The sequence below is a fragment of the Brachybacterium saurashtrense genome, from assembly GCF_003355475.1.
GTDB lineage: Bacteria > Actinomycetota > Actinomycetes > Actinomycetales > Dermabacteraceae > Brachybacterium > Brachybacterium saurashtrense.
The window spans coordinates 2,734,018-2,755,748 of the sequence record NZ_CP031356.1; the positions used below are offsets into that span (position 1 = coordinate 2,734,018).

At 70.5% G+C, this 21,731-nt stretch carries 15 protein-coding genes; 8 read left to right on the plus strand and 7 right to left on the minus strand.

What is annotated here, in order from left to right; genetic code table 11:
• The first annotated feature begins 9 nt into the window (after positions 1 to 9).
• The 3 genes from araA to DWV08_RS12340 are packed head-to-tail and all read left to right on the plus strand — an operon-like array spanning position 10 to position 4,157.
• On the plus strand, positions 10 to 1,518 hold the full coding sequence (araA, locus tag DWV08_RS12330) for an L-arabinose isomerase (protein ID WP_115414070.1): 1,509 nt from the start codon (positions 10 to 12) through the stop codon (positions 1,516 to 1,518).
• Between the two features lies 1 nt (position 1,519).
• Positions 1,520 to 2,785 (plus strand): D-arabinono-1,4-lactone oxidase, encoded by a 1,266-nt coding sequence (locus DWV08_RS12335; RefSeq protein WP_115414071.1) that lies wholly within the window; start codon positions 1,520 to 1,522, stop codon positions 2,783 to 2,785.
• A 4-nt stretch (positions 2,786 to 2,789) separates the two neighbouring features.
• Positions 2,790 to 4,157: a glycoside hydrolase family 27 protein gene (locus tag DWV08_RS12340; protein ID WP_115414072.1), complete on the plus strand. Its 1,368-nt coding sequence runs from the start codon at positions 2,790 to 2,792 to the stop codon at positions 4,155 to 4,157.
• Between the two features lie 339 nt (positions 4,158 to 4,496).
• Here the strand turns inward: DWV08_RS12340 and DWV08_RS12350 are convergent, their stop codons facing one another.
• A complete protein-coding gene (locus DWV08_RS12350; protein WP_115414074.1) occupies positions 4,497 to 6,803 on the minus strand; it encodes a glycoside hydrolase in 2,307 nt (768 codons plus the stop codon).
• A 250-nt stretch (positions 6,804 to 7,053) separates the two neighbouring features.
• Here DWV08_RS12350 and DWV08_RS12355 point away from each other — a divergent pair, with 250 nt between their 5' ends.
• Positions 7,054 to 8,988 carry a glycoside hydrolase family 43 protein gene (locus DWV08_RS12355; protein WP_241237264.1) on the plus strand — a complete coding sequence of 645 codons (1,935 nt, stop codon included), beginning with the start codon at positions 7,054 to 7,056 and terminating at the stop codon, positions 8,986 to 8,988.
• 24 nt (positions 8,989 to 9,012) lie between these two features.
• Here DWV08_RS12355 and DWV08_RS12360 read toward each other — a convergent pair whose 3' ends face one another.
• From DWV08_RS12360 to DWV08_RS12380, 5 genes are all read right to left on the minus strand, one after another.
• Positions 9,013 to 10,311 carry an ROK family protein gene (locus DWV08_RS12360; RefSeq protein ID WP_115414076.1) on the minus strand — a complete coding sequence of 433 codons (1,299 nt, stop codon included), beginning with the start codon at positions 10,309 to 10,311 and terminating at the stop codon, positions 9,013 to 9,015.
• Between the two features lie 77 nt (positions 10,312 to 10,388).
• Complete coding sequence (locus DWV08_RS12365) at positions 10,389 to 13,103, minus strand: beta-galactosidase (protein ID WP_115414077.1); 2,715 nt, start codon at positions 13,101 to 13,103, stop codon at positions 10,389 to 10,391.
• Positions 13,103 to 14,029: a carbohydrate ABC transporter permease gene (locus DWV08_RS12370; RefSeq protein ID WP_115414078.1), complete on the minus strand. Its 927-nt coding sequence runs from the start codon at positions 14,027 to 14,029 to the stop codon at positions 13,103 to 13,105. The genes DWV08_RS12365 and DWV08_RS12370 overlap by 1 nt, the downstream gene beginning before the upstream one ends.
• Positions 14,026 to 14,994 (minus strand): carbohydrate ABC transporter permease, encoded by a 969-nt coding sequence (locus DWV08_RS12375; protein WP_115414079.1) that lies wholly within the window; start codon positions 14,992 to 14,994, stop codon positions 14,026 to 14,028. Before DWV08_RS12375 ends, DWV08_RS12370 begins: the two co-directional genes overlap by 4 nt.
• 7 nt (positions 14,995 to 15,001) lie before the next feature.
• A complete protein-coding gene (locus tag DWV08_RS12380) occupies positions 15,002 to 16,345 on the minus strand; it encodes an ABC transporter substrate-binding protein (RefSeq protein WP_244923642.1) in 1,344 nt (447 codons plus the stop codon).
• Between the two features lie 541 nt (positions 16,346 to 16,886).
• Between DWV08_RS12380 and DWV08_RS12385 the strand changes: the two genes are divergently transcribed.
• Genes DWV08_RS12385 through DWV08_RS12400 form a run of 4 tightly spaced genes read left to right on the plus strand, consistent with a single transcriptional unit; the run spans position 16,887 to position 20,829 of the window.
• Positions 16,887 to 18,182, plus strand: coding sequence for an extracellular solute-binding protein (locus DWV08_RS12385; RefSeq protein ID WP_162801570.1), 1,296 nt, complete (start codon positions 16,887 to 16,889; stop codon positions 18,180 to 18,182).
• Between the two features lie 4 nt (positions 18,183 to 18,186).
• Positions 18,187 to 19,128 carry a carbohydrate ABC transporter permease gene (locus DWV08_RS12390; protein ID WP_115414081.1) on the plus strand — a complete coding sequence of 314 codons (942 nt, stop codon included), beginning with the start codon at positions 18,187 to 18,189 and terminating at the stop codon, positions 19,126 to 19,128.
• Positions 19,118 to 20,086: a carbohydrate ABC transporter permease gene (locus tag DWV08_RS12395; RefSeq protein WP_115415018.1), complete on the plus strand. Its 969-nt coding sequence runs from the start codon at positions 19,118 to 19,120 to the stop codon at positions 20,084 to 20,086. The genes DWV08_RS12390 and DWV08_RS12395 overlap by 11 nt, the downstream gene beginning before the upstream one ends.
• Complete coding sequence (locus DWV08_RS12400; protein WP_115414082.1) at positions 20,083 to 20,829, plus strand: hypothetical protein; 747 nt, start codon at positions 20,083 to 20,085, stop codon at positions 20,827 to 20,829. Before DWV08_RS12395 ends, DWV08_RS12400 begins: the two co-directional genes overlap by 4 nt.
• On the opposite strand, the gene DWV08_RS12405 is transcribed toward DWV08_RS12400, so the two are convergent.
• Entirely contained in the window at positions 20,793 to 21,647 is an 855-nt protein-coding gene (locus DWV08_RS12405; RefSeq protein ID WP_115415019.1) for a DUF1206 domain-containing protein, read from the minus strand. The genes DWV08_RS12400 and DWV08_RS12405 overlap by 37 nt on opposite strands.
• Positions 21,648 to 21,731 lie beyond the last annotated feature (84 nt).

Here is a 21,731-nt window from a genome sequence, read left to right on the forward strand (position 1 = left end):
GACTCCCCCATGCACACCCCCTTCGCCACCCGCGAGATCTGGTTCCTCACCGGCAGCCAGGGCCTGTACGGCCCCGAGACGCTCGACCAGGTCGCCGCGCAGTCCCGCACGATCGCCGAGACCCTCGACGCCGCCTCCGACATCCCCGTGAAGATCGTCTGGAAGCCGGTGCTCACCGACCGTGACGCGATCCGCGAGACGGCCCTGGCCGCGAACGCGGATCCGGCCTGCGTGGGCGTGATCGCGTGGATGCACACCTTCTCGCCGGCGAAGATGTGGATCCAGGGCCTGGACGCGCTGTCCACCCCGCTGCTGCACCTGCACACGCAGGCGAACGTGGAGCTGCCCTGGTCCACCATCGACATGGACTTCATGAACCTCAACCAGGCCGCGCACGGCGACCGCGAGTTCGGGTACATCGCCACCCGCCTGGGCGTGGACCGCAAGACCGTGGTGGGCCACGCCGGCGCCCCGGACGTGCAGGCGCGGATCGGCCGCTGGGCGCGGGCCGCCACCGGCTGGGCGGAGATGCACTCGCTGAAGCTGGCCCGCTTCGGCGACAACATGCGCAATGTCGCCGTCACCGAGGGGGACAAGACCGAGGCCGAGCTGCGGCTCGGCGTCTCGGTGAACACCTGGGGCGTGAACGACCTGGTCGCCGTGGTGGACGCGGTCGAGGACAGCGCGATCGACGCCCTGGTGGCGGAGTACGAGGAGCTCTACGAGGTGGTGCCCGAGCTGCGCCGCGGCGGCGAGCGCCACGAGTCGCTGCGCTACGGCGCCCGGCAGGAGCTGGGCCTGCGCCGCTTCCTGGAGGACGGCGGTGTCAGCGCCTTCACCACGAACTTCGAGGACCTCGGCGGGCTGCGCCAGCTGCCGGGCCTGGCGGTGCAGCGCCTGATGGCCGACGGCTACGGCTTCGGCGCCGAGGGCGACTGGAAGACGGCGATCCTGGTGCGCGTGGCCGCGGTGATGGGCCACGGCCTGCCCGGCGGCGCCTCCCTCATGGAGGACTACACCTACGAGCTCACGCCCGGCCGCGAGAAGATCCTCGGCGCGCACATGCTCGAGGTCTCCCCCTCGCTGACCAGCGCGAAGCCCTCGCTGGAGATCCACCCGCTGGGCATCGGGGACCGTGAGGACCCGGTGCGCCTGACGTTCACGGCCGACCCCGGCCCCGCCGTCGTCGTCGCCCTCTCCGACATGCGCGAGCGCTTCCGGCTGGTCGCGAACCAGGTGACCGTGGTGGAGCCCGACGAGGAGCTGCCGAACCTGCCGGTGGCCTGCGCGGTGTGGGAGCCGGCCCCGGACTTCGCCACCTCCGCCGAGTGCTGGCTGACCGCCGGCGCCGCCCACCACACCGTGATGACCAGCGCCGTGGACCTGGAGACCTGGGAGGATCTCGCCACGATCGCCGACATCGAGCTCGCCCTCATCGACGAGACCACCACCGTGCGCACCTTCGCCCAGGACCTGCGCACCAACCAGGTCTACCACCGCCTCGCCCAGGGGTTCTGAGATGCCGCTCGAGGCACCCGGGAGCAGCTGGTCCGGGACCGTGGACTACGGTCCCGGCCCGCTGCACGCCCCCACCGGCGTGGACGAGCTGCGCGCCCTGGTGGCCCGCAGCCCCCGGCTCCGGGCGCTCGGCACCCGGCACTCGTTCTCCCAGATCGCCGCGAGCGATGCACCGCTGGTGACGCTCGCGCAGATGCCGGCCGAGATCGACGTCGACACCGCGACGCGCACCGTGCGGGTGGGAGCCGGGGTGCGGTACGGCGAGCTGGCCGTGGCCGCGCACGCGCGCGGCCTGGCGCTGTCGGCCATGGGCTCGCTCCCCCACATCTCGGTGGGCGGGGCGAGCGCCACCGGCACCCACGGCTCCGGGGACCGCGCACGCTGCCTCGCCTCCGCGGTGCGGGCGATCGACCTGGTCACGGCCGACGGGGACCTGCTGCACCTCTCCCGCGCGCAGGATCCGGAGATCTTCGACGGCGCCGTGCTGGCGCTGGGCGCGCTGGGCGTGGTCACCCACCTCACCCTCGACCTGGTGCCCGCCGCCCCCATGCGCCAGAGCGTGCACCTGGACTTCCCCGCCGAGCGCACCACCACCGCCGATCTGCTCGCGATGCTCGGCGCCGGGACGAGCGTGAGCCTGTTCCACCACTGGGACGGCCGCATCGCGCAGGCCTGGGTGAAGCAGGACGTGCAGAGCGAGGCCGAGCTGCCGGCGCAGTGGCTGGGCGCTCACCGCGCCGAACGGCCGGTGCACCCCCTGCCGGGGATGCCCGCGGATTTCTGCACCGACCAGAGCGGTGCGCCGGGCCCCGCCCATGAGCGCCTGCCGCACTTCCGGCTCGAGTTCACCCCGTCCAGCGGCGAGGAGATCCAGTCGGAGTACTTCGTGCCCCGGGAGCAGATCGGCGAGGCGCTCGCCGCGGTGATGCCGCTCGGCGAGAAGATCCGGCCGCTGCTGCACGCCTCCGAGGTGCGCACCGTCGCCGCGGACGAGCTGTGGCTCTCCCCCGCCCACCGCCGCGACAGCGCCTGCGTGCACTTCACCTGGAAGCGCAGGGCCGCCGAGGTCGCGGCGCTGCTGCCCGAGATCGAGGAGCGACTCGCCCCGTTCTCGCCCCGCCCGCACTGGGGGAAGGTGTTCACCCTCGCCCCGGAGCAGGTGCGCGCCCAGTACCCGCGCCTGGAGGACTTCCGCGCCCTGCGGGACCGGCTGGACCCCGGGCGCACCTTCGCCAACGCCTACGTGGACCGACTGCTCGGAGCCTGAGCCCATGACCCGCCTCCCGTCCGATCCCCTCGCCGCCGACGCCGCCCTGCCCGGTGACGCCCCGCCCGTGAACGACACCCGCCCGCCCATGGGCTGGAACTCCTGGGACAGCTACGGCACCACCGTCACCGAGGCGGAGGTGCTCGCCAATGCGCGCTTCCTCGCCGAGCACCTGGCACCGCTGGGCTGGGACACCGTGGTGATCGACATCGACTGGTCGGATCCCTCGGCCCGCTCCCACGGGTACAACGACGACGCCCCGCTGACGATGGACGAGCACGGCCGCCTGCAGCCGGACCCGGTGCGCTTCCCCAGCAGCGCGGGCGGGGCCGGCTTCGCGCCGCTGGCCGCGCAGCTCCATGCCCTGGGGCTGCGGCTGGGGATCCACGTGATGCGCGGGATCCCGCGCCGGGCGGTCGCGGCGAACAGCCCGCTGCACGGCAGCTCCCTGCGCGCGGCGGACATCGCCGATCCCACCAATGCCTGCGAGTGGAACCCGCACATGGTGGGCATCGACCACACCGTGCCGGGCGCGAGCGCGTACTACGAGTCCGTGCTGGCGCTGTACGCGGGGTGGGGCGTGGACTTCCTCAAGGTGGACGACATGCTGTGGCCCTACCAGGCCGCGGAGATCGAGGCCTTCGCCGCGGCGATCGAGGGGTGCGGGCGGCCGATGCAGCTGAGCCTCTCGCCCGGCCGGGACCTGTCCCTGACCCGGCTGCCGCACCTGCGCGAGCACGCCACCATGTGGCGGATCTGCGACGACCTGTGGGACCGGTGGGAGGACGTCGAGGCGAACTTCGCCCGCTTCGCCCGCTGGGCCCCGCACGCCGGGCCGGAGGGCTGGCCCGACGGGGACATGCTGCCGCTGGGACGGATCGGCATCCGGGCCGAGCGGGGCGAGCCGCGGGATTCGCTGCTGACCGCCGACGAGCAAGTCACGCTCATGACGCTGTGGGCCATCGCCCGCTCCCCGCTGATGGTGGGCGGGGACCTGCCCAGTTCGGATCCCGCCACGATCGCGCTTCTGGGCAACGCCGACGTGCTCGCCGTGCACCGCGACGGCCACGGCGCCCGCGAGGTGTTCCGCGAGGACCCGCTGATCCTGTGGACGGCCGAGGGGTCCGACGGCGAGCACTACGTCGCCGCGTTCAACGTGGGCGAGGACGTGCTGGAGGTGGCGCTGGACAGCCAGGACGCGGGCCTGCCCGCGCGGGGACTCGCCGAGGTGCGCGAGCTGTGGAGCGGTGAGCTGCTCCGCCCGCGCGAGGTCACCGTGCAGTCCGATGCCGCCCGAGGCGTCGCCCCCGGCTCCTCCGCGCTGGACGTGCGGATCCCGCCGCACGGCGCGGTGCTGCTGCGCGTGTCCTGACCGGAGCCGTGCCCGCACGAGGGTGTCGCGCGGGCACAGCGGCAGTCAGGCGAAGCAGCCGTCAGGCGCGCCGGGACCGGCAGATCATCAGCGCTCCGCCGCTCGCCTCGTGCGGCCCGAATGCCAGAGATTCCAGAGGCGGCGGCGCGGGGGAGGCGAGCACCGGGGGTGTGCGTCTGCATGGGTGGGGCGGTGGTCTCCGGCGGGGACTGACCGATGACGCGCTGAAGATCGTCGCCGAGAAGAACACCGACGTCACCGTGAATCCCGAGTACAGCGAGCGGACCGGCTGCACGACCGCAACCCCTCAGGCCCCGGCCGCGCCCCTCCCGGTCACCGTCAGCCCCACCGTCCGGTGAACGTGGTGACCGATCGAGGAGCGAGGCGGGCCGGGCCGGAGGCCATGCCGTCGCCGCCCCTCTCCAGGCGCACCGTCTCCCCTCGCGCGAGGGAGTCGGACTCAGTCGTCCGGAACGGTGTGAGCTGAAGGCTCTTGGCCTCGAGCGGCACGGCGAGCTCGACGTCTCGAGGCTCCTCGGACTCGTTGATCGCCACGACGACCAGGCTCTTCGTCTCCTCGTCGAGGAATGCACAGGCGTGGACCTCGACCCGGGTGGCCGGCTCCCATGCCAGTGCCTCGGCCTGCGTCATCCCCTCGGGGACCAGCAGGTCGAGGATGTTCGGATCCTCGTGACCATCGGAGCCGCCGCCGAAGTTCCACTCGCCGCCCTCGCGATGGACTTCCCGCACCCGCAGCGAGTCGGATTCCATGTTCCCCTCGGAGCCGGTCACCACGACCTGGAGAGCCCATCCCGGCACCATGTCCCCGAGGAAGCTCTTGGGGACTCGGACGGTGACGGTGTCACCGGCGACCGTCTGCGCGGAGGTCCCCGCGACGAACAGCGCCTCCTGCATCGTCGCGGAGACCTTCTGCGCGACGTCGGACTCGATCGCGTCGGTCCGTCCGGAGGCGAGGATCGCGCGGTCCCAGGCGAAGCCGTCGGCGACCAGTGCTCGCCTGCCGGGCAGCAGCTCGGTGAAGCCGCCCTCGGCACGGGTGTCGAGGTAGATGTCGATGTTCTGCAGGTCGTAGCCGACGGGTGAGCCGTTCCAGGGATCCTGCAGGTCCGCGCCGAGCCGAATGACGAAGTCGACGTCGTCGCCCGCGTCGGTCGCCTCGACCGAGAGCAGGTCGCAGCTTCCGGGCACGAAGACCGGGTTCGACGGATAGGTGTAGTTCCCCGGGCCCGCATCGTCGCCGGCGGCATCCTCGATCCGGAAGATCTGGTCCCCGGGTTCGGTCCCGGTGGCGATGTCCGGGACCACGAACGGGATCCGCGCCGTCTGGCCCTCCTGGTGCTCCTCCGTCTCGAGCACGGCGTCGATGCGTCGAGCGCCGGGCCGCAGGAAGCGGCTGTAGTTTCCGAGCGCCCACAGGCGTCGCGTCTCCTCGACGGTCTCGGCGTCCCCGGGCTCGATGTAGTCGGTGTACAGGAGGCCGTCGTGGTAGTCGTAGCGGCTCACGGCGATCCAGTACTGCCAGGTCGACACTCCTGCGAGAGTGAGGTCGGCGTGGACCGTCCTCGCGAGGGTCAGCGCGGAGTCCATGCTCGAGTCACGGCCGTTGACCATCTCGCACCATTCGGTCATTCCGAACGGGACATCGGGCCAGGCCTTCATCGCCTCACCGGCGAGTGCTCGCTGCTCATCCGTGGACCAGTAGGAGTGGGTCGCGAACTCGCCGATGTCCTCACGGATCATGGGGTCGTCCAGCAGGAGCGAAGCGTAGGACTCGCCGGAGTACAGCGACGTGTATTCGCCGGCTTCCGGGGCGGAGACGACCGTGTCCAGCCCGCTGTCCGCGAAGGCGGCGATGGTGGCAGCGGTCAGCTCGCGCACCTGCTCGGGCTCGTAGTGGCAGCCCTCCTGTCCGGGGCCGTCCCAGGACCACTGCGGCTCGTTGATCGGGCTGATCATCCGGAAGTCGATCCGCTCTTCGTCCCGGAAGTGCCGAACCACATCGATCAGGTAGTCGATGAAGGCGTCATGGTTCTCCGGCGCGAGGTTGGAAGTCCCCGTGTCGCCGTAGGTGCGGCCGTTGACGGTGAGGTGGCGGGGCGGGGAGTTCACGAAGGCGATGAAGTCCTCGACTCCTCGCCGCTTCGCGGCCTGCAGGAACCATCGCGCTCCGCTGTCGCGGTCCCAGTCGTAGTCGCCGTCGCCGAGGGCGAAGCTCTCGGCGGTGCGCCAGGGATCGGTGATGGTGTGGTCGATGCCGCCGCCGATGTTGTAGCGGTACTGGGACAGCCCGATGCCCTGCGTGCGGGAGAACAGGAGCTGCGCGACGGCATTGCGAGCGGAAGGGGTCCACTCGCCGAGCTTCTGGGACCACCATGCGCCGGAGGCTCCGAAGCCGTCCAGCCGCTGGTGGAGCGTCGCCGGGTCGAGACGCAGCCGGTGGTGCGGTGCACCGACGTCTGGTTTCTCGGCCGGCGCGGCGCTCGCGCTCGAGGCGCCGACCGCGGTGCCGCCGGCGACCGCTCCCGCCGCCATGGCGGAGCTCAGGACGGCGCGGCGGGAGATGCCTCGCGCAGGGTGCGGACGCTCACCGGGAACGTTCTGGGCGGGGGTGAAGGGCACGGGCATGAAGACCTCGTCTCATCAGGGTGTCGTCGTCGACGCCTTTCTTCGCCCCTTAGCGTAAGCACAGAAACATCGGGGAATCCAGGGATTCCCGCGAATCGGGAAACCCCTTCCCCTCCGCGGTCGAGTCCGCTACGGTCGGCGCAGCACCCTTCTTTCGAGGGGTATGGAAAGGGTGGCTGCAGACCACCCGTCGTCAGGGCGAGTGCCCTGCCGATCCCCGCACGACTCGACGAGGAGTCCTCCCGTGCCCATGAATCCCCACTTCGCTCCCCGCCGCAGGAGCATCCTCACCGCAGCCCTGGCTGCACCGCCGCTCGCGATGCTGGCCTCGGCTCCTGCTCGTGCCGACGGTTCATCCCCGCGCACCGCGTTCACGCCGGGCCAGCCGTGGCTCGACACGAACGGCCAGGTCATCCAGGCCCACGGTGGCCAGGTCGTCATCGCCGAGGACGACCTCGGCACCACCTACTACTGGTACGGCGAGGACCGGAGCAACGGCTACGGCTCCTCCCCCGGCGTCCATGTCTACTCCTCCCGCAACCTCTACGACTGGACGGACGAGGGGCTCGCGCTCCGAGCGCTGACCGCCCCGGAGCAGCTCGAGGAGGACCCGTACTTCGTCAACCTCTACTCGGAGTACACGGACGAGCAGAAGGCGGCGGTCATCCGCGATCTGGTGACGACTCCCGCCCCCGACTCGTCGGTGCCCGCAGCGATCCTCGAGCGCCCCAAGGTGCTCCACAACGCCGCCCAGGGCACCTGGGTGATGTGGGTCCACGCCGACGGGCCGTCCGAGACCTCCAACGCCCAGTACGCGAAGGCCAATGCCGGTGTCGCGGTCTCGGACTCTCCCACCGGACCGTTCCGTTGGATCGACAGCTACCGGCTGCACCACGCCCCGGAGGGAGAGCCGAACTGGCAGCCGGACAACCCCGGGATGGCCCGGGACATGAACCTCTTCCTCGACGACGACGGCACCGCCTACATCATCTACTCGAGCGAGGAGAACTACTCCTTGTTCATCTCCCTGCTCGACCCGTCGTTCACCGCGCTGGCCACGCCGCCCGAGAGCGCCGTGAAGGGCGTCGACTTCATCCGCCCGTACATCGGGGCACACCGCGAGGCGCCGGCGCTGTTCAAGAGAGCAGGCACCTACTTCCTCATCACCTCGGGTGCGACGGGCTGGGACCCGAACCCGGCGCAGTATGCGACAGCCACGGAGATCCTCGGCGAGTGGACCGATCACGGGAATCCGGTGAGCGGCGACGGAGCGGCGACCACCCACGGTTCCCAGAGCACCTGCGTGATCCCCGTCGATCCGGACCGTGGCACCTACGTGTACATGGGCGATCGGTGGACGCCGTCAGATCTCGCCAACGCGCCGTACGTGTGGCTGCCGCTGCGCTTCGGGGAGGGGACGAGCATGTCCCTGATCTGGGAGGATTCCTGGCGCTGGGAGGATCAGCCTGCACAGCCCGCCTACACCGTCGAGGTCGATCTTCCGGCCGCCGTCGGGCTCGGCGAGGGGCAGAAGCTCCCCCGCAACGGCACCCTGCGTCTCGCCGACGGGACGGTGTCGAAGCGGAAGATCAGCTGGGAGGGCGCGCTCGATCGTCCCGGGATGGTTCCGATCCTCGGCACGCTCGCCGGTCCCGAAGCGCTCACGGTGCGCCGCGAGGTGCTCGTCGTCCCGCAGCACATGGTCTATCTGGTCAATGCCGGAGGCGTGGAGACGAGCGACTACCTCGCCCTGCGAAAGCATGCGCAGGGCCCGGATCCGAAGAACTCCGTCGCCGATCAGCCCTATGGCGCGGATCCCTCGACGGGTGCGGTCTGGGGCCATGTGGGGCGCTCGCTGCCTGCAGGCTCCGACACCGATTCCCTCGACCGCTCGCTGCGGTACGCGACGAACCACGACGACCTCGTCTATCGCTTCGCGAACCTCCCGCAGGGCACCTACACGGTCCACGTCGGCTACTACGACCCGTGGCCGTGGGCGAACCGCGCCGCACAGGTGAGCGTCAACGGAGAGCTCGTCGAGGAGCAGCGGCTCTTCACCGGCACCGCTGAGGCCGCCGCCTACACAGGTATCGCCTCGGGCACCGCGGGCGAGATCGTCCTGACTCTCCATCCGACGAGGTCCCCTGACATCCAGGTCAGCTGGATCGTGGTGGTCAAGGACTGACACCGGGCGGAGCAGGCGGCGGGCTCAGCGGCGTCGTGCCGCGAGCCCGCCGTGCGGCACGGCCCAGCCTGGCGCCGACCCTCCGCCCGAGGCGGGAGGTGCCGGGGTGAGCGCGCTCGACGGGCTGGGCAGGCCCACACGCTCGAGGAACGCCTCGAGGGCGAGCACCGCCATGCCGAGGCTGACACCTTCGCCGTCCGCCTCGGTGAACTCGATGCTGAGAGTGCTCGACGGGCCCGGGAGGCACTCCTGGGCGATGCGCTCCCGCACCCTGTCGTGCAGCTCGGCGCCGGCGTAGCGGGTGATCCAGCCGAGCACGGAGACGTGCTCGGGGTTGAGCAGGTTCACCAGGTTCCCGATCCCGGCGGCCAGGTAGTCACCGGTGCGCAGCAGGGCGCGCTGAGCGGCGGCGTCCCCGGCGACCTCCGCCCGCATCAGCCGCTCGATGAAGTCCCGGTGATGGGGCACCTCGAGCAGTTCGTGCTCCGGCGCGATCTCGGCGAGGGTGGCGCGGATGCCCTCGACGCCCACGTACGCCTCGACGCATCCGCTGCGCCCGCAGCTGCAGGTGCGTCCGTTCCAGATCAGCGTGGTGTGCCCCCACTCCCCGGCGGAGTTGCCCCGCCCGCGCAGCAGCTGACCGTCCACGATGATCCCGGCGCCCACGCCCGTGCCGAGGTTGACCGAGACGAACTGCCGGAAGCGACGCCCTGCGCCGAACCAGAGCTCCCCGGTGGCCAGGGCCATCAAGGGGTTGTCGACCCGGACCGGCACGGGCACCGCCTCTTCGAGCGCCGCGCACAGCGGCACCTCGTGCCAGTCCCAGTTCGGCGCGAACACGTCGACTCCGCGCACCGGGTCCACCTGACCGGGCAGGGAGATCCCAGCCCCGAGGACATCGCCCTCGAGCTCCGGGTGCCGATGAAGCAGCGTCTCCACGCAGCCCCGGATGTGCTCGGCGACCGTCTCGATGGTCTGCGCGCCGGGGGCGAGCTCCATCCGCTCCTGGTCGAGGCGTGCGAGGGAGACATCGAAGAGGTCAACCCGCACGTACGTCTCGGCGACGTCCACGGCGAGAAGCGCACCGCGGCCGGGGTTCGCCTGGAACAGCGTGGTGGGGCGGCCGCCCTGCGAGGAGACCTGACCGGCCTCTCGCAGCACGCCCTCCTCCACCAGCTCGCCCACCAGGGTGGTCACCGTGGCGGGACTCAGGGCGGTCTCCGCGCTGATCTGGGCACGGGTCACGGTGTGCTGGGCGAAGACGGTGCGGAGCACCATGAAGCGGCTCTCGTTGCGGATGTCCTTCGACGACTTCGCCGCCACCGATGCCTCCTGTCCTCACCGCCCTGCGCAGAGCTCACCGCCCCGAAGGGGCCCGTCCGTGTCGCGCCCTCGCCGCGTCACCGGGGCGTCGGCGCGATCCTCACCCCGTCGAAGATACCGCCTCGCGCCTCCAGCGCCTCGACCAGCAGCAGGACCTCGGGCTCCTCGGGCGCCCGCCATCCGGCGGGGATCCACGAGCGGTGCGGGCTCCCGCCCGCTGTCACCGGACGGCCCAGGACGTGGCGGGAGACGCGCCGGCCCCCGGCGATCACCGTGACCTGGACGTCGTCGCCGTCGACCTCCAGCAGCATGCCGCCGGCGGCTCCGGTCGACTCCTCCGACCCCTCGCGCATCCGGAGCAGGACCGGTGCGTCCGCGGCGATGTGCAGGCCGGCCGACGACGCGGCGCTCGTGCTCGACCCGATGTGTCGCAGCGGGCGCCATCCGTCGCCGCCCGCCTCCACCGCGCGGCGGGTGAGGAGTGCGGCGAGTCCCGCCTCGGTGAGCGTGCGGAGCGCCGTGCGTCGCGGCCTGCGGGCGCTCAGCACCTCGACCCGCTCGAGCAGACCTCCGGGCACGTGCGGGGCACGGACGCGCACCTCGATGTCGCCGCCGTGCGTCCCGTCCGGTGCGAGCACCAGCACGGGCGCCTCGGGCATCACCCTCTGCTCCTCGCCGCCGTCGAGCGCGACGTGCACGGGATGGGTGAGCCCCACCAGCCGGAGCACCGCGACCTCGCCGTCGGTGCCACGGGACAGCGTGCGCACGTAGGTGGTCTGCACCCCCGGATTCGTGCTGGACCAGCCGCCGAGGCCGCGCAGCGGCGGCTGGTCGAGCTCGCCCAGGGCACGACGGTCGGGGAGCCGGCGCACCTCCCAGAGGTCGGTCGCGTCCTGGGCCGAGAGCACTTCGAGCACCCGGCCCACGCCGCGTCCGGCCCCGAGGGCGAGGGCGGGACGTCGCGCGTCGTCGAAGTTCGCCCGCCCCCAGATCTCCGCCGTGGCCCGCAGGCGGTGCGCACGGCCGGGGGTGAGGGGGAAGGACAGCGGGGCGCCGTGAGTGACCTGCACGCCCTGGTCGACCCCGTCCACGCCCACCCGCACGAGGTCGGCGGCGCCCAGCAGCAGCACCTCCGACGCCTCCGCGGAGAGCTCGAACTCGGCGGTGAGGCGCCCGTCGGGCAGCCCTCGCGCCTCGGCGCCGAGCGAGGTCGTGCCGCCCGTCTCCTGCGGCGCGGCAGCGGCCTCGTCGAGCACGCCCCCGAGCGGCAGCAGCTCCATGTCGGCGCGGCGCAGCACCGGCTCCGGATCCGCGCGACCGGCGGGACGGGGGCGCAGCACGATCGTCACCGGTGTGCCCGGTGCGATGGAACGCGCAGTGCCCGGGCCGTCGAGCCGGAGGCGTTCGGTGGCGCCGCCGTCCACGGGAAGCACCACCTCGATCCGGGACGACTCCCGCCCTTCGAAGGTGAGCAGCAGCCCCTCCTCCCGATCCGGCACGGCGGGCTCCACGGCGACCAGCTCGGCCGTCGCCACGGCGAGGGTCCCTTCGACGCCCCAGGGCGCGAGGGGCACGTCGAGCGACCAGAACGGACAGCCGCCGGGCTCGAGCACGGCGGCGACGCCGTCGGTGGAGCCGTCGGCCCCGGCGAGCGCCGCGGAGCGGAGCCGTACCGGGCGCTGCAGACCGTCGAGCTCGGCGGGGCCCACGAGGTGGCCGCCGCCGGCGAGGGCGAGGGCCCCTCCGGACTCCACCCCCTCGAGCGCGGCGGCGTCCAGCGGTTCCGGGGCGGCGGTCGCGAGTCGCTCCCCCCAGGCCGAGAGGGTCGCGGCGAGCGCGATCGCCTCGTCGTACTCCGGCCGGCGCCGACCGTCCGGGCTGAGGTATCCCCCGAAGTCGTAGTCGTGGGTCATGAGGTTCCCGGGATCGCCCCAGTTCCCGGCCGAGGGCAGGACCAGATGATCGAAGCCCGAGGTCTGCAGGTAGGGGGCGACCAGCCGGGCTCCGGCGAGAATCTCCCGCCGCAGGGTGCGGTGCAGCCGGTTCGTCTCGGTCACCATCAGCGGCAGTCCCGAGGCCTCGAGCGCTCCGTGGTAGTGCCTGGCCTCGGCGTCGAAGGTGGGCGAGGAGTCGTCCGGGTACAGGTTCACCGTGGGGATCAGGCCGTCGGCCCCGCCGGTCGCGCCGGCGAGGTCTCCCTGCCCTGCGCAGCCGATGAGCGGCACCACGATCCCGAGCTCTCGGGCACGCTCGGCGAGATGCGCCATGTATGCGTCCGGGTCCGGGCAGTCGTAGAAGTCCAGCTCGTTCTCGAGCTGCACCAGGGCGACCGCGCCGCCCCGATCGGTCTGCGCCGCGGCCAGGATCGGCATCACCGCGCCGTACCAGCGGTCCACGGCCGCGAGATAGTCCGGGTCGGAGGTGCGCAGCGCGGCGGGAGCGCCCGCTGCCTCCCCATGCAGCCACCAGGGCAGTCCGCCGCCGTCGGTCTCGGAGCAGATGTACGGTCCCGGCCGCGCCATCACGAGCAGATCCCGCCGGCGGGCGAGGTCCAGGAAGTGGCGCAGGTCGCGCTCCGGGGAGTCGAAGTCGATCCGCCCCGGCTCCTCCTCGTGGAAGCCCCAGTGCACGTAGAGGTCCACCATCCGGTAGCCCGACTCCTGCACCAGCCGCAGGCGGTGGTCCCACTGGGTCCGCGGGATCCGGAACGGGAAGACGGAGGAGCACAGCAGCACGGAGGGGGTGCCGTCGAGGGCGAGCCGGCCGGGCGAGAGGTCGAGGGAGTTCGCCATCACTTCGCCCCCGCGCTGCCGGCCGACAGGTTCATCTCGTACATGTACTTCTGGCCGAAGTAGTAGATGATGATCATCGGCAGGGACAGGAAGATCGAGCCGACCATGATGAGATTCCATGGAGGGGTCTGCAGCTCCTGGCTGGTGGAGGTCAGGTACTGCACACCGAGCGCGAGCGGCATCTTGTCCTCCGAGTTGATGTAGATCAGCGGCCCCATGAAGTCACCCCACATCGCCGTGAGGGTGAAGATCGCGATCGCGATGAGGATCGGCATCATCAGCGGCAGGATCAGCCGGGAGTAGATCCCGAAGTGCCCCAGGCCGTCGATCTGCGCCGCCTCGTCCATCTCGAACGGGATGCGGGTGACGAACTGCCGCACCAGGAAGATGTTGAACGCGTTGGAGAAGAACTGCGGGACGATCAGCGGGAGGAACGTGTCCACCCACCCCAGCTCGCTGAAGATCCAGAACTGCGGGATCATCGTGATCTGCGCGGGGATCATCATCGTCGCGATGACCACGAAGAACAGGACCTTCTTCCCGGGAGCGCGGAGCCTCGCGAAGGCGTATCCCACGATCGAGCTGGACAGGACCTGCCCCACCGCGGAGGTCACCGAGATGATCACGGAGTTCACCAGGAAGGAGCCCACGGGCAGGCTGGTCTGGAAGATCCGCGCGAAGTTCGCGAACTCCCACTCCCGCGGGAGCACGAACAGCTGGCCGCTCGAGACCGAGGCGTCCGAGGAGAGCGCGATCGAGATGACGAACACGAGCGGGACCATGAAGATGGTCGAGAGGATCAGCAGCAGGCCGTAGGTGAACGGGCCGCTGCGGAACGCGCTGAGAGTGCGCGGGCGCCGAGGACGTCGCGCGTCGCGCGTCGCGGCGGTGGGGGCGGGTGCCGGTGCGGCAGTGGTGAGGCTCATGAGCGCACCTCCGATTCGTAGAACACCCAGCGGCCGGAGGTCGCGAAGGCGAGGGCGGTGAAGGCCATGATCACGACGAAGAGGATCCACGCGATCGCCGAGCCGTACCCCATGTGGTAGAAGCGGAACGCTTCATCGAAGAGCATCGGCACCGCCATCTGGCTGGCGTTGTCCGGCCCCCCGCCGGTGAGGATGAAGACCTGTGCGAACACCTGGAACGAGCCGATGATGCCCATGATCAGGTTGAAGAAGATGACCGGGGTGAGCTGCGGGAAGGTGACCGACCAGAACTGGCGCATCCCGCCGGCCCCGTCGATCTCCGCGGCCTCGTACATCTCCTTGGGGATGCCGTTCATGCCGGCGAGCAGCAGGATCGTGCCGCCTCCCGCCTGCCACAGCGACATCAGGATGAGCGCCGGCTTGACCCAGTTCTCGTCCATCAGCCAGTTCGGGCCCTCGATGCCGACCATCGCGAGCGCCTGGTTCAGCGGCCCGGCCTCGGGGGCGAAGACCATCTGGAAGATCAGCGCGACGGCCACGATCGGGATGAGGTGGGGCAGGTACACGAGGGTGCGGAACACCTTGCGGAACCGGACCTTCTTGTTGAGGAGGTTCGCGATGAACAGTGAGACCACCATGCCGAGGGGCACGGAGATCAGCGAGTAGTACGCGGTGTTCCCCATGACGCGCAGGAAGATCGGGTCATCGGTGAGCAGGGTGATGTAGTTGTCGAGCCCCACCCATACCGGCGCGGTGAAGGAGTCCCACCGGGTGAAGGAGAGGTAGATCGAGAACAGCATCGGGCCCAGCAGGAACCCCACGAAGCCGATGATCCAGGGCGAGATGAACAGGTAGAAGGTGAGCGCTTCCTTGCGGCGATGCGGTGCCGTCTGCGCACGGGGGCGCCCGGACCGCTGCGGCGCGGCGTCCGCATCGGCCCGGAGGCCGGTGTCCGTAGAGGTCATCACGGGGTCACTCCGCGGAGCGGATGACCCGCTCGAGACGGCCCTGGAGATCGTCCGCGGTGGACTGCGCGTCCGACTCCCCGAGCCAGAAGGACGCCATGGCGTCGGTGATCGCCTTCTGCATCTCGTTCCACTCGGGGATGAACGTGGGCGTGAAGATCATCTCGGCGGAGTCGGGGAACGCCTGCAGGTTGATGTCCGCGTCGAGCCACTCCGGGTCGAGGAAGTCGTCGCTCGCCTGCAGCTCGAGGTTCGCGGGGACGTCCTGCCCCTTGTCCGCGATCGGCTTCTGCCCCTCGGCGGAGGTGAGGAACTGGATGATCTCGAACGAGCCCTTGGGGTTCTTCGCGGCCGTCGGGATCACCAGGGCGGAGCCGAACGCGCTCACAGCCTGCTCCGCACCGTGGAAGAACGGCGCGATGTCCCAGTTCAGGCCCTCGATGCCGGCGTTGCCTCCCACGGCCCAGAAGCCGGTGGAGTTCATCGCGACCAGGCCCTGCTGGAAGGCCCCGTCCGCCCCCATGTCCGGCCCCATGTTCGAGTAGTCCACCGCGGTGGGGGCGACCTTGTCGGTGAAGTAGAGGTCGTAGGCGAACTGGAGCGCCTCCACGGCCTCGGGAGAGTTCACCTTCGGCGCGCCCGTCTCCGGGTCGAGCACATGGCCGCCGTTCTGCGCCACCAGGGAGAACCACTGGGGCCACCAGCCCACGCCGCCGTATCCGAACTGCCCCTTCGACGGATCGGTGAGCTCCTTGGCGGCTTCGCGGAAGGTGTCCCAGTCCCACTCCGCCGTGGGGTACTCGATGCCGGCCTCGTCGAAGAGGTCCCTGTTGTAGTACATCACCATCGCGCCGGAGCGATCCGGGACCCCGTACGTGGCGCCGTCCCAGGTGTAGTTGGCGCCGACGGGGCCGAAGGTCGCCTGCAGATCGAGCCCTGCCTCGTCGAGGAGGTCATCGATCGGCACCAGCTGGCTCTTGGACGCGTAGACATTGACGTTCTCGGCGACCTGCATGATGTCGGGCCCGGTCTTCGACGAGATCATCGTCTGGACCTTCTGCTCGTAGTTCTCCGAGGGGATCAGCTGCAGGGTGATGTCGTACTCGGGGAACTTCTCCTTGGCCAGGTCGATGCGCGCCTGGTACGCCTCCTTGTCCGCCTCACCGCCCCACACGGTCATCACGAAGGAGGTGTGGCTCTCATCGGATTCCGGGACCCCGCCGGAGCTCGAGCTGCCGCCGCACGCAGCGAGCCCCAGCGCGGCACCGGCGGCCCCCATGCCCGCCAGCACGCCGCGGCGCGAGACGCCGGGGCGATGGGATCGATCGAAGGAGAAGGAGGCGCTCATCATCGTGCCTTTCGTCGGGCCACGATCTCTGCCCGTCGACAGTGCGACGAGGGGGAGCTCCACTGCTCACCTGTCGTGACAGCCCTTACGTTAACCCTTGCAATAAGAGGTGTCGAGAGTCTCGCATCACGAAACGGTCACGCCGCAGCGCCGGCGAGGACGCGAACCGACACCTGCCCGGAATCGCCGACTGCGCCTTTGTGACCGCTGATGAACATTCCATTCACATAACAGCAGGACCCGCTTTGCATCGATGTACATGGCGAGTGCAACGTTGCGCAGGCCCGTGGCCTGGGGGTATGCGACCCTCTCGTCTCGCGGGCCCCTCGGAAAGCGCTCTCGGCAACCCGTGGCAACTACTCATCTTCCGCAGGTTCAGGCCTCAGATTCATCTCCGAACAGGACGAGATCTGTGACACACGGATCATCGAAGATCCGCCGCTCGCCCTGTTCTCGGGCACCGGTGGCCGAGGACGGCCTCCGGACTCCCCCGCACCCGCCCGACGCTCGCCCCCTACCGCCCTACCCTCGAAGGGAAGCAGAGATGCTCTCACGACGTTCCTTGCTCACCGCAGCCGGCGCCTCCGGCATCGGACTCACTGCGGCCGCATGCGGCTCCTCCGACGGCGGTGGCACCGCCGACGGCCCGGTGGACATGGGAGCCGAGGTCTCAGCGCTCTCGGGCGAGATCTCGGTCCTCACCCCTGACTTCACCGGCGACGCCCGGGCCGGGCTCGACGACATGATCGACCAGTTCATGGAGAACAACCCCGACGTCTCGGTCACCGTCGACCAGGTGGCCTGGGACAAGCTCAACGAGAAGCTCTCGACGTCGATCGCGGGCGGCGTCGTCGCCGACGTCATCATGGCGGGCGTGGGGTGGACGCCCCCGTTCGCCGAGAAGGGCATCTTCGCCCAGCTCCCCACCGACTACGTCGAAGGCATCGGTCTGGACGAGGCCATCCTGACCTCCTCCACCTTCGACGGTTCGTACTACTCGCTGCCGATCGCGATGGACCTGCGGTTCGTGGTCTACAACAAGGAGATGTTCGAGGCCAAGGGGATCACCGAACCTCCCGCCACTCTCGAGGAGCTCGCCCAGATCGCGAACGATCTGACGGGGGACGGCGTGGTCGGCCTGGATCTGCTGACCACCAACATCCGCCAAGCGTGGATCCACCTTCTGTACGCCTTCGGCGGCACCCTGTTCAGCGAGGACGGCATGACGCCCACCATGCACGAGGAGCCGGGGGCGAAGGCGACCCAGTGGATCCTGGACCTGATCGACAGCGGCGGAGTGGACTACAACATGCAGGCCGCCGAGGGACAGCCCACGCCGTTCATGCGGGGCGAGGCCGCGATGCAGCTCCTGAGCACGGCGGCGTGGAACGACTGGTCCACGATGATGCCGGAGCTCACCGAGGACGGCGCGGTGGGGATGTTCCTCCTGCCGGGAGGCGACGGCAACGACCCCGTGATGTTCCAGGGCGGCACCACCGTCTCCGTCGGCCAGCGCTCCCAGAACCAGGACGCAGCAGCTGCGCTGGTGCAGCACTTCATGGATCCGGCCATGCTCGCCCAGGGCAACGCCGCGCTCGGCAAGGTCCCGCCGACGGCGGACATCCCCGAGACCCCCGAGATCTCGGAGAACCTGCTCACCAGCTTCGCCCTCGAGCACCTCGACAAGGCCGGCGCCGCCGAGGGCGGCTCCGCCGCATGGATGGAGATCCGCGGCAACCTGCAGCCGATCATCGAGGCATGCCTCACCGGGCAGGCGGACGTCGAGACCACCCTGAGCGAGATGAAGACCCTCTCCGACGACGCGATCTCGAGGATCTGAGCCGATGACAGCGTCCACGACGAGTCCGAGCGCGCCGGTCGCCGCGCCGACGGCCCCCCACCGTCGGCGCAGCGGCCCGCGGGCCGCCGAGGCGCGCTGGGGGCTGATCCTCGCCGCGCCGGCCGCGCTGCACACCCTGATCTGGATCGGCATCCCGATCGTCGTCGCCTTCCTGCTCAGCCTGACGGCGTACGACGTGGTGACCCGACCGGAGTTCAACGGCGGCGCGAACTACGTGCGGATCTTCCAGGACTCGATCTTCTGGAAGGCCGTGCTCAACAACGTCATCATCGCCGGTGTCGGGATCCCGATCTCGATGTTCCTGGCGCTGGTGTTCGCGGTGATCCTCAACCGGGCGCTCCCGGGTCGCGGAGTCTTCCGCGTGATGGTGTTCCTGCCGCACATCACGGCGACCGTGGCCGTGGCGATGATCTGGCTGTGGATCTACTCGCCGTCCTCGAGCGGGCTGATGAACACCGTCCTCGGCGTGATCGGGATCGGGCCGCTCCCGTTCCTCACCAGCCCGACCCTCGCGCTGCCGGCTGTCATCCTGGTGACGATCTGGCAGGGCATCGGCCTGAAGATGCTGATCTACCTGGCGGCGCTGCAGGGGGTGAACGAGGAGCTGTACGAGGCCTCGGACATCGATGGGGCGAACTTCGTGCAGAAGTTCTTCCACATCACCGTCCCGATGCTGCGGCCGGCCACGTTCTTCATCCTCGTCACCGCGCTCATCGCGAACTTCCAGACGTTCGATCTGATCTACATCCTCACCGAGGGCGGCCCGGCCAACGCCACCAACGTGGTGACGTACCGGATCTATCAGACGGCGTTCCAGGAGTTCCGCTTCGGGCTGGCCAGCGCGCAGTCGATCATCCTGCTGCTGATGCTGATCGTGCTCACGTTCTTCTCCCGCCGGATCGTCGGAGGCACCGATGGTGACTGATTCCCCGACCCTCTCCCCCGCCGCGGACCCCACCCGGGTGGACGTCTCCGCTCCCGGCCGCCATCCGGACAGGTCGGTGCGCCAGACCAGCCTCCGGCGGCAGAAGCGGGTGGGCAATGCGCTGATGCTCGCCTTCCTGGTGATCGCGGCGCTGATCATGGCCACCCCGTTCCTGTGGATGGCGCTGTCGGCGATGCGCGATCCCTCGGAGATGGCGAAGGTGCCGATGCCGCTGATCCCGCAGGACTGGCGGCTGGAGAACTTCGCCGAGACGCTCGAGCGCGCCCCCTTCGGGATCTACGCCCGCAACAGCTTCATCCTCGCCTCGGCGGCCGCGATCCTGAACGTCGTGTTCGCCTCGGCGTGCGGGTACTCGCTCGCGAAGCTGCGGTTCGCGGCCTCGAAGTTCGTCTTCGCCTGGACGGTGGCGTGCATCATGATCCCGTTCTACGCGACGGTGATCCCGGTGTTCCTGATGGTGCGCCACATGCCGCTGTTCGGGGGCAACTCGATCCTCGGCCAGGGCGGGATCGGCTGGATCGACTCGTGGTGGGCGCTGATCGTGCCCGGTGCCGTCTCCCCCTTCATGGTGTTCCTCTTCCGTCAGTTCTACGTGGGCACGCCGACGGAGCTGATCGAGGCGGCGCGACTGGACGGCGTGAGCGAGTTCGGGATCTACTCCCGGATCATCACTCCGCTGATCAAGCCGGGCCTGCTCACGGTGGCGCTGCTCAGCTTCGAGGCCGGATGGAACAACTTCCTGTGGCCGCTGCTGGTCACCACCTCGGAGAACCTGCGCGTGATCCAGGTGGGCATCGCGTCCTTCCGCCAGGAGGCCACCACCGACTGGCACCTGCTGATGGCCGGCACCACCATGGCCGCGGTCCCGATGATCGTGCTGTTCCTGGTGTTCCAGCGCTACTTCGTGCAGGGCTTCGCCGCCTCGGGGATCAAGTGACCTCCGCAGACGGACGACGGCAGGACCGCCCGGCGCAGGCCACCCCTGCGCCGGGCGCTCCGGCGTCGCCCACCGCCACACGGGAGACGGCGCCGGAGGGGCTCGACCGCGCCGAGCGCGGGATCGGCCGACGGGACCCGCTCGAGGCACGCGGCCTGGTGCGCCTGCTCGTCAAGCCCGCCGCCTTCCTCGGGGCGAACTGGGCGGCCCTGCTGGGCGTGCTCACCGTGGTGGGCATCGTCCCGGCGCTCGCCGGCGCCACCCGGGTCACCTCGGACCTCGAGCAGTACGAGGACTCGGCGTTCACCACCACGCTGCGGCATGCACGCCGCACCCTGGTGCGCGATGCACCGGCCTCCCTGCTGCTGCTCCTGGTGGCCGGCGGCATCGCGGGGAACGCCCTGGTGCTCCCGCGTCTCGACGCCTCGCTGCGCGTGTTCGCGGTCGGTGTGCTGCTGCCGCTGCTCTGGGCGCTGATCGCGATGCTCAGCGCCTACGTGGTCGCCGCCTCCCGGGATGAGCACGGGGAGCGGGCGGCGATCCTGCTCGAGGCGCTGCGCCTGGTCCGTGCCCGCCCCGTGGCCGCGCTCGCCGCCCCGCCGCTGATCGCACTGCTGTCCCCGCTGTGGCTGCTGGCGCCGCTGACGATCGCGATCGGCCTCAGCGTGCCGCCGTGGGTGGTCGGGCGTCTGTGGAGCTCCGCCCCTCACATCGGTGCGTACCGCGCCCGCAGCACCGAGTAGATCCCGAACAGGATGAGACCGGCGGCCACCACGGCGAGGACGATCCCTCCGGCGGGCAGCTCCGCCATGGTCTTCAGGGCGCCGTCGAGGCCGGTGGCCTTCTCCGGGTCCGCGCCGAGTGCGGCCCAGCCGAACATCATGCCCACGCCCAGCAGGGCGATGCCCTTGGCGATGTATCCGGCCACGCCGGTGACCACCACGGTGCGGGCCACGGTGCGGCCGGGCGGCACCCGCAGCTGGTCCTCGAAGCCGCGGCTCGCGCCCCGGTACACGTGGAACAGGCCGATGCTGATCACCACCAGGCCCAGCGCGATGATCGCGGCCCGCCCCGCCGCATTGCCCATCAGGCCGGCGGTGAGCTGCGAGGTCTGCTCGCCGGAGTCGCTGCCGCCGCCGGCGGCGAAGCGCAGCACGGTCCCGGCGAGGGCGCCGTACACCACCGCCTTGCCGAGGGTGCGCGCCACGTGCTTCAGCCGGTCGCGGCCCTGCTCCTTCCAGCGGGCCCCGATCCAGGCCTCCGCGAGGTGCCACAGGGTGAGCGCCACCATCGCGATGCCGCCGATCCACAGCAGCACCTCGCCGCCCGGCGCCGCGGCGACGGCGCGCAGGGCGCCGCTCTGATCGGCCTCCTGCGAGGAGCCGCCGGTCGCGATCCTCAGCGCGATCGCGCCGATCAGGACATGCACCAGGCCGCTCATCACGAAGCCGCCGCGGGCCACGGCCTCGAAGACGGGGTGCTCGGCGACGTCCTCGACGGCGGTGTCGGCGGCGTCGGCCGCTGCACGGGCGCCCTCCTGGGGGCGGGGCACGGTGTTCATGGAGGCACTGTAGGCGGCCGCGGCCCCCGCGAGAACGGCGGCGGCGGAACCGACCACCGGGTCGGGAGCCGCGGGCCGCGCCGG

What these genes read in the sequence shown, in the direction of transcription:
- DWV08_RS12355 (WP_241237264.1), top strand. Translation starts at nt 7,054, where the DNA reads ATGAATCCCCACTTCGCTCCCCGCCGCAGGAGCATCCTCACCGCAGCC.
- DWV08_RS12395 (WP_115415018.1), top strand. Translation starts at nt 19,118, where the DNA reads ATGGTGACTGATTCCCCGACCCTCTCCCCCGCCGCGGACCCCACCCGG.
- DWV08_RS12380 (WP_244923642.1), bottom strand. Translation starts at nt 16,345, where the DNA reads ATGATGAGCGCCTCCTTCTCCTTCGATCGATCCCATCGCCCCGGCGTC.
- DWV08_RS12335 (WP_115414071.1), top strand. Translation starts at nt 1,520, where the DNA reads ATGCCGCTCGAGGCACCCGGGAGCAGCTGGTCCGGGACCGTGGACTAC.
- DWV08_RS12385 (WP_162801570.1), top strand. Translation starts at nt 16,887, where the DNA reads ATGCTCTCACGACGTTCCTTGCTCACCGCAGCCGGCGCCTCCGGCATC.
- DWV08_RS12375 (WP_115414079.1), bottom strand. Translation starts at nt 14,994, where the DNA reads ATGACCTCTACGGACACCGGCCTCCGGGCCGATGCGGACGCCGCGCCG.
- DWV08_RS12405 (WP_115415019.1), bottom strand. Translation starts at nt 21,647, where the DNA reads ATGAACACCGTGCCCCGCCCCCAGGAGGGCGCCCGTGCAGCGGCCGAC.
- DWV08_RS12340 (WP_115414072.1), top strand. Translation starts at nt 2,790, where the DNA reads ATGACCCGCCTCCCGTCCGATCCCCTCGCCGCCGACGCCGCCCTGCCC.
- DWV08_RS12370 (WP_115414078.1), bottom strand. Translation starts at nt 14,029, where the DNA reads ATGAGCCTCACCACTGCCGCACCGGCACCCGCCCCCACCGCCGCGACG.
- DWV08_RS12350 (WP_115414074.1), bottom strand. Translation starts at nt 6,803, where the DNA reads ATGCCCGTGCCCTTCACCCCCGCCCAGAACGTTCCCGGTGAGCGTCCG.
- araA (WP_115414070.1), top strand. Translation starts at nt 10, where the DNA reads ATGCACACCCCCTTCGCCACCCGCGAGATCTGGTTCCTCACCGGCAGC.
- DWV08_RS12390 (WP_115414081.1), top strand. Translation starts at nt 18,187, where the DNA reads ATGACAGCGTCCACGACGAGTCCGAGCGCGCCGGTCGCCGCGCCGACG.
- DWV08_RS12365 (WP_115414077.1), bottom strand. Translation starts at nt 13,103, where the DNA reads ATGGCGAACTCCCTCGACCTCTCGCCCGGCCGGCTCGCCCTCGACGGC.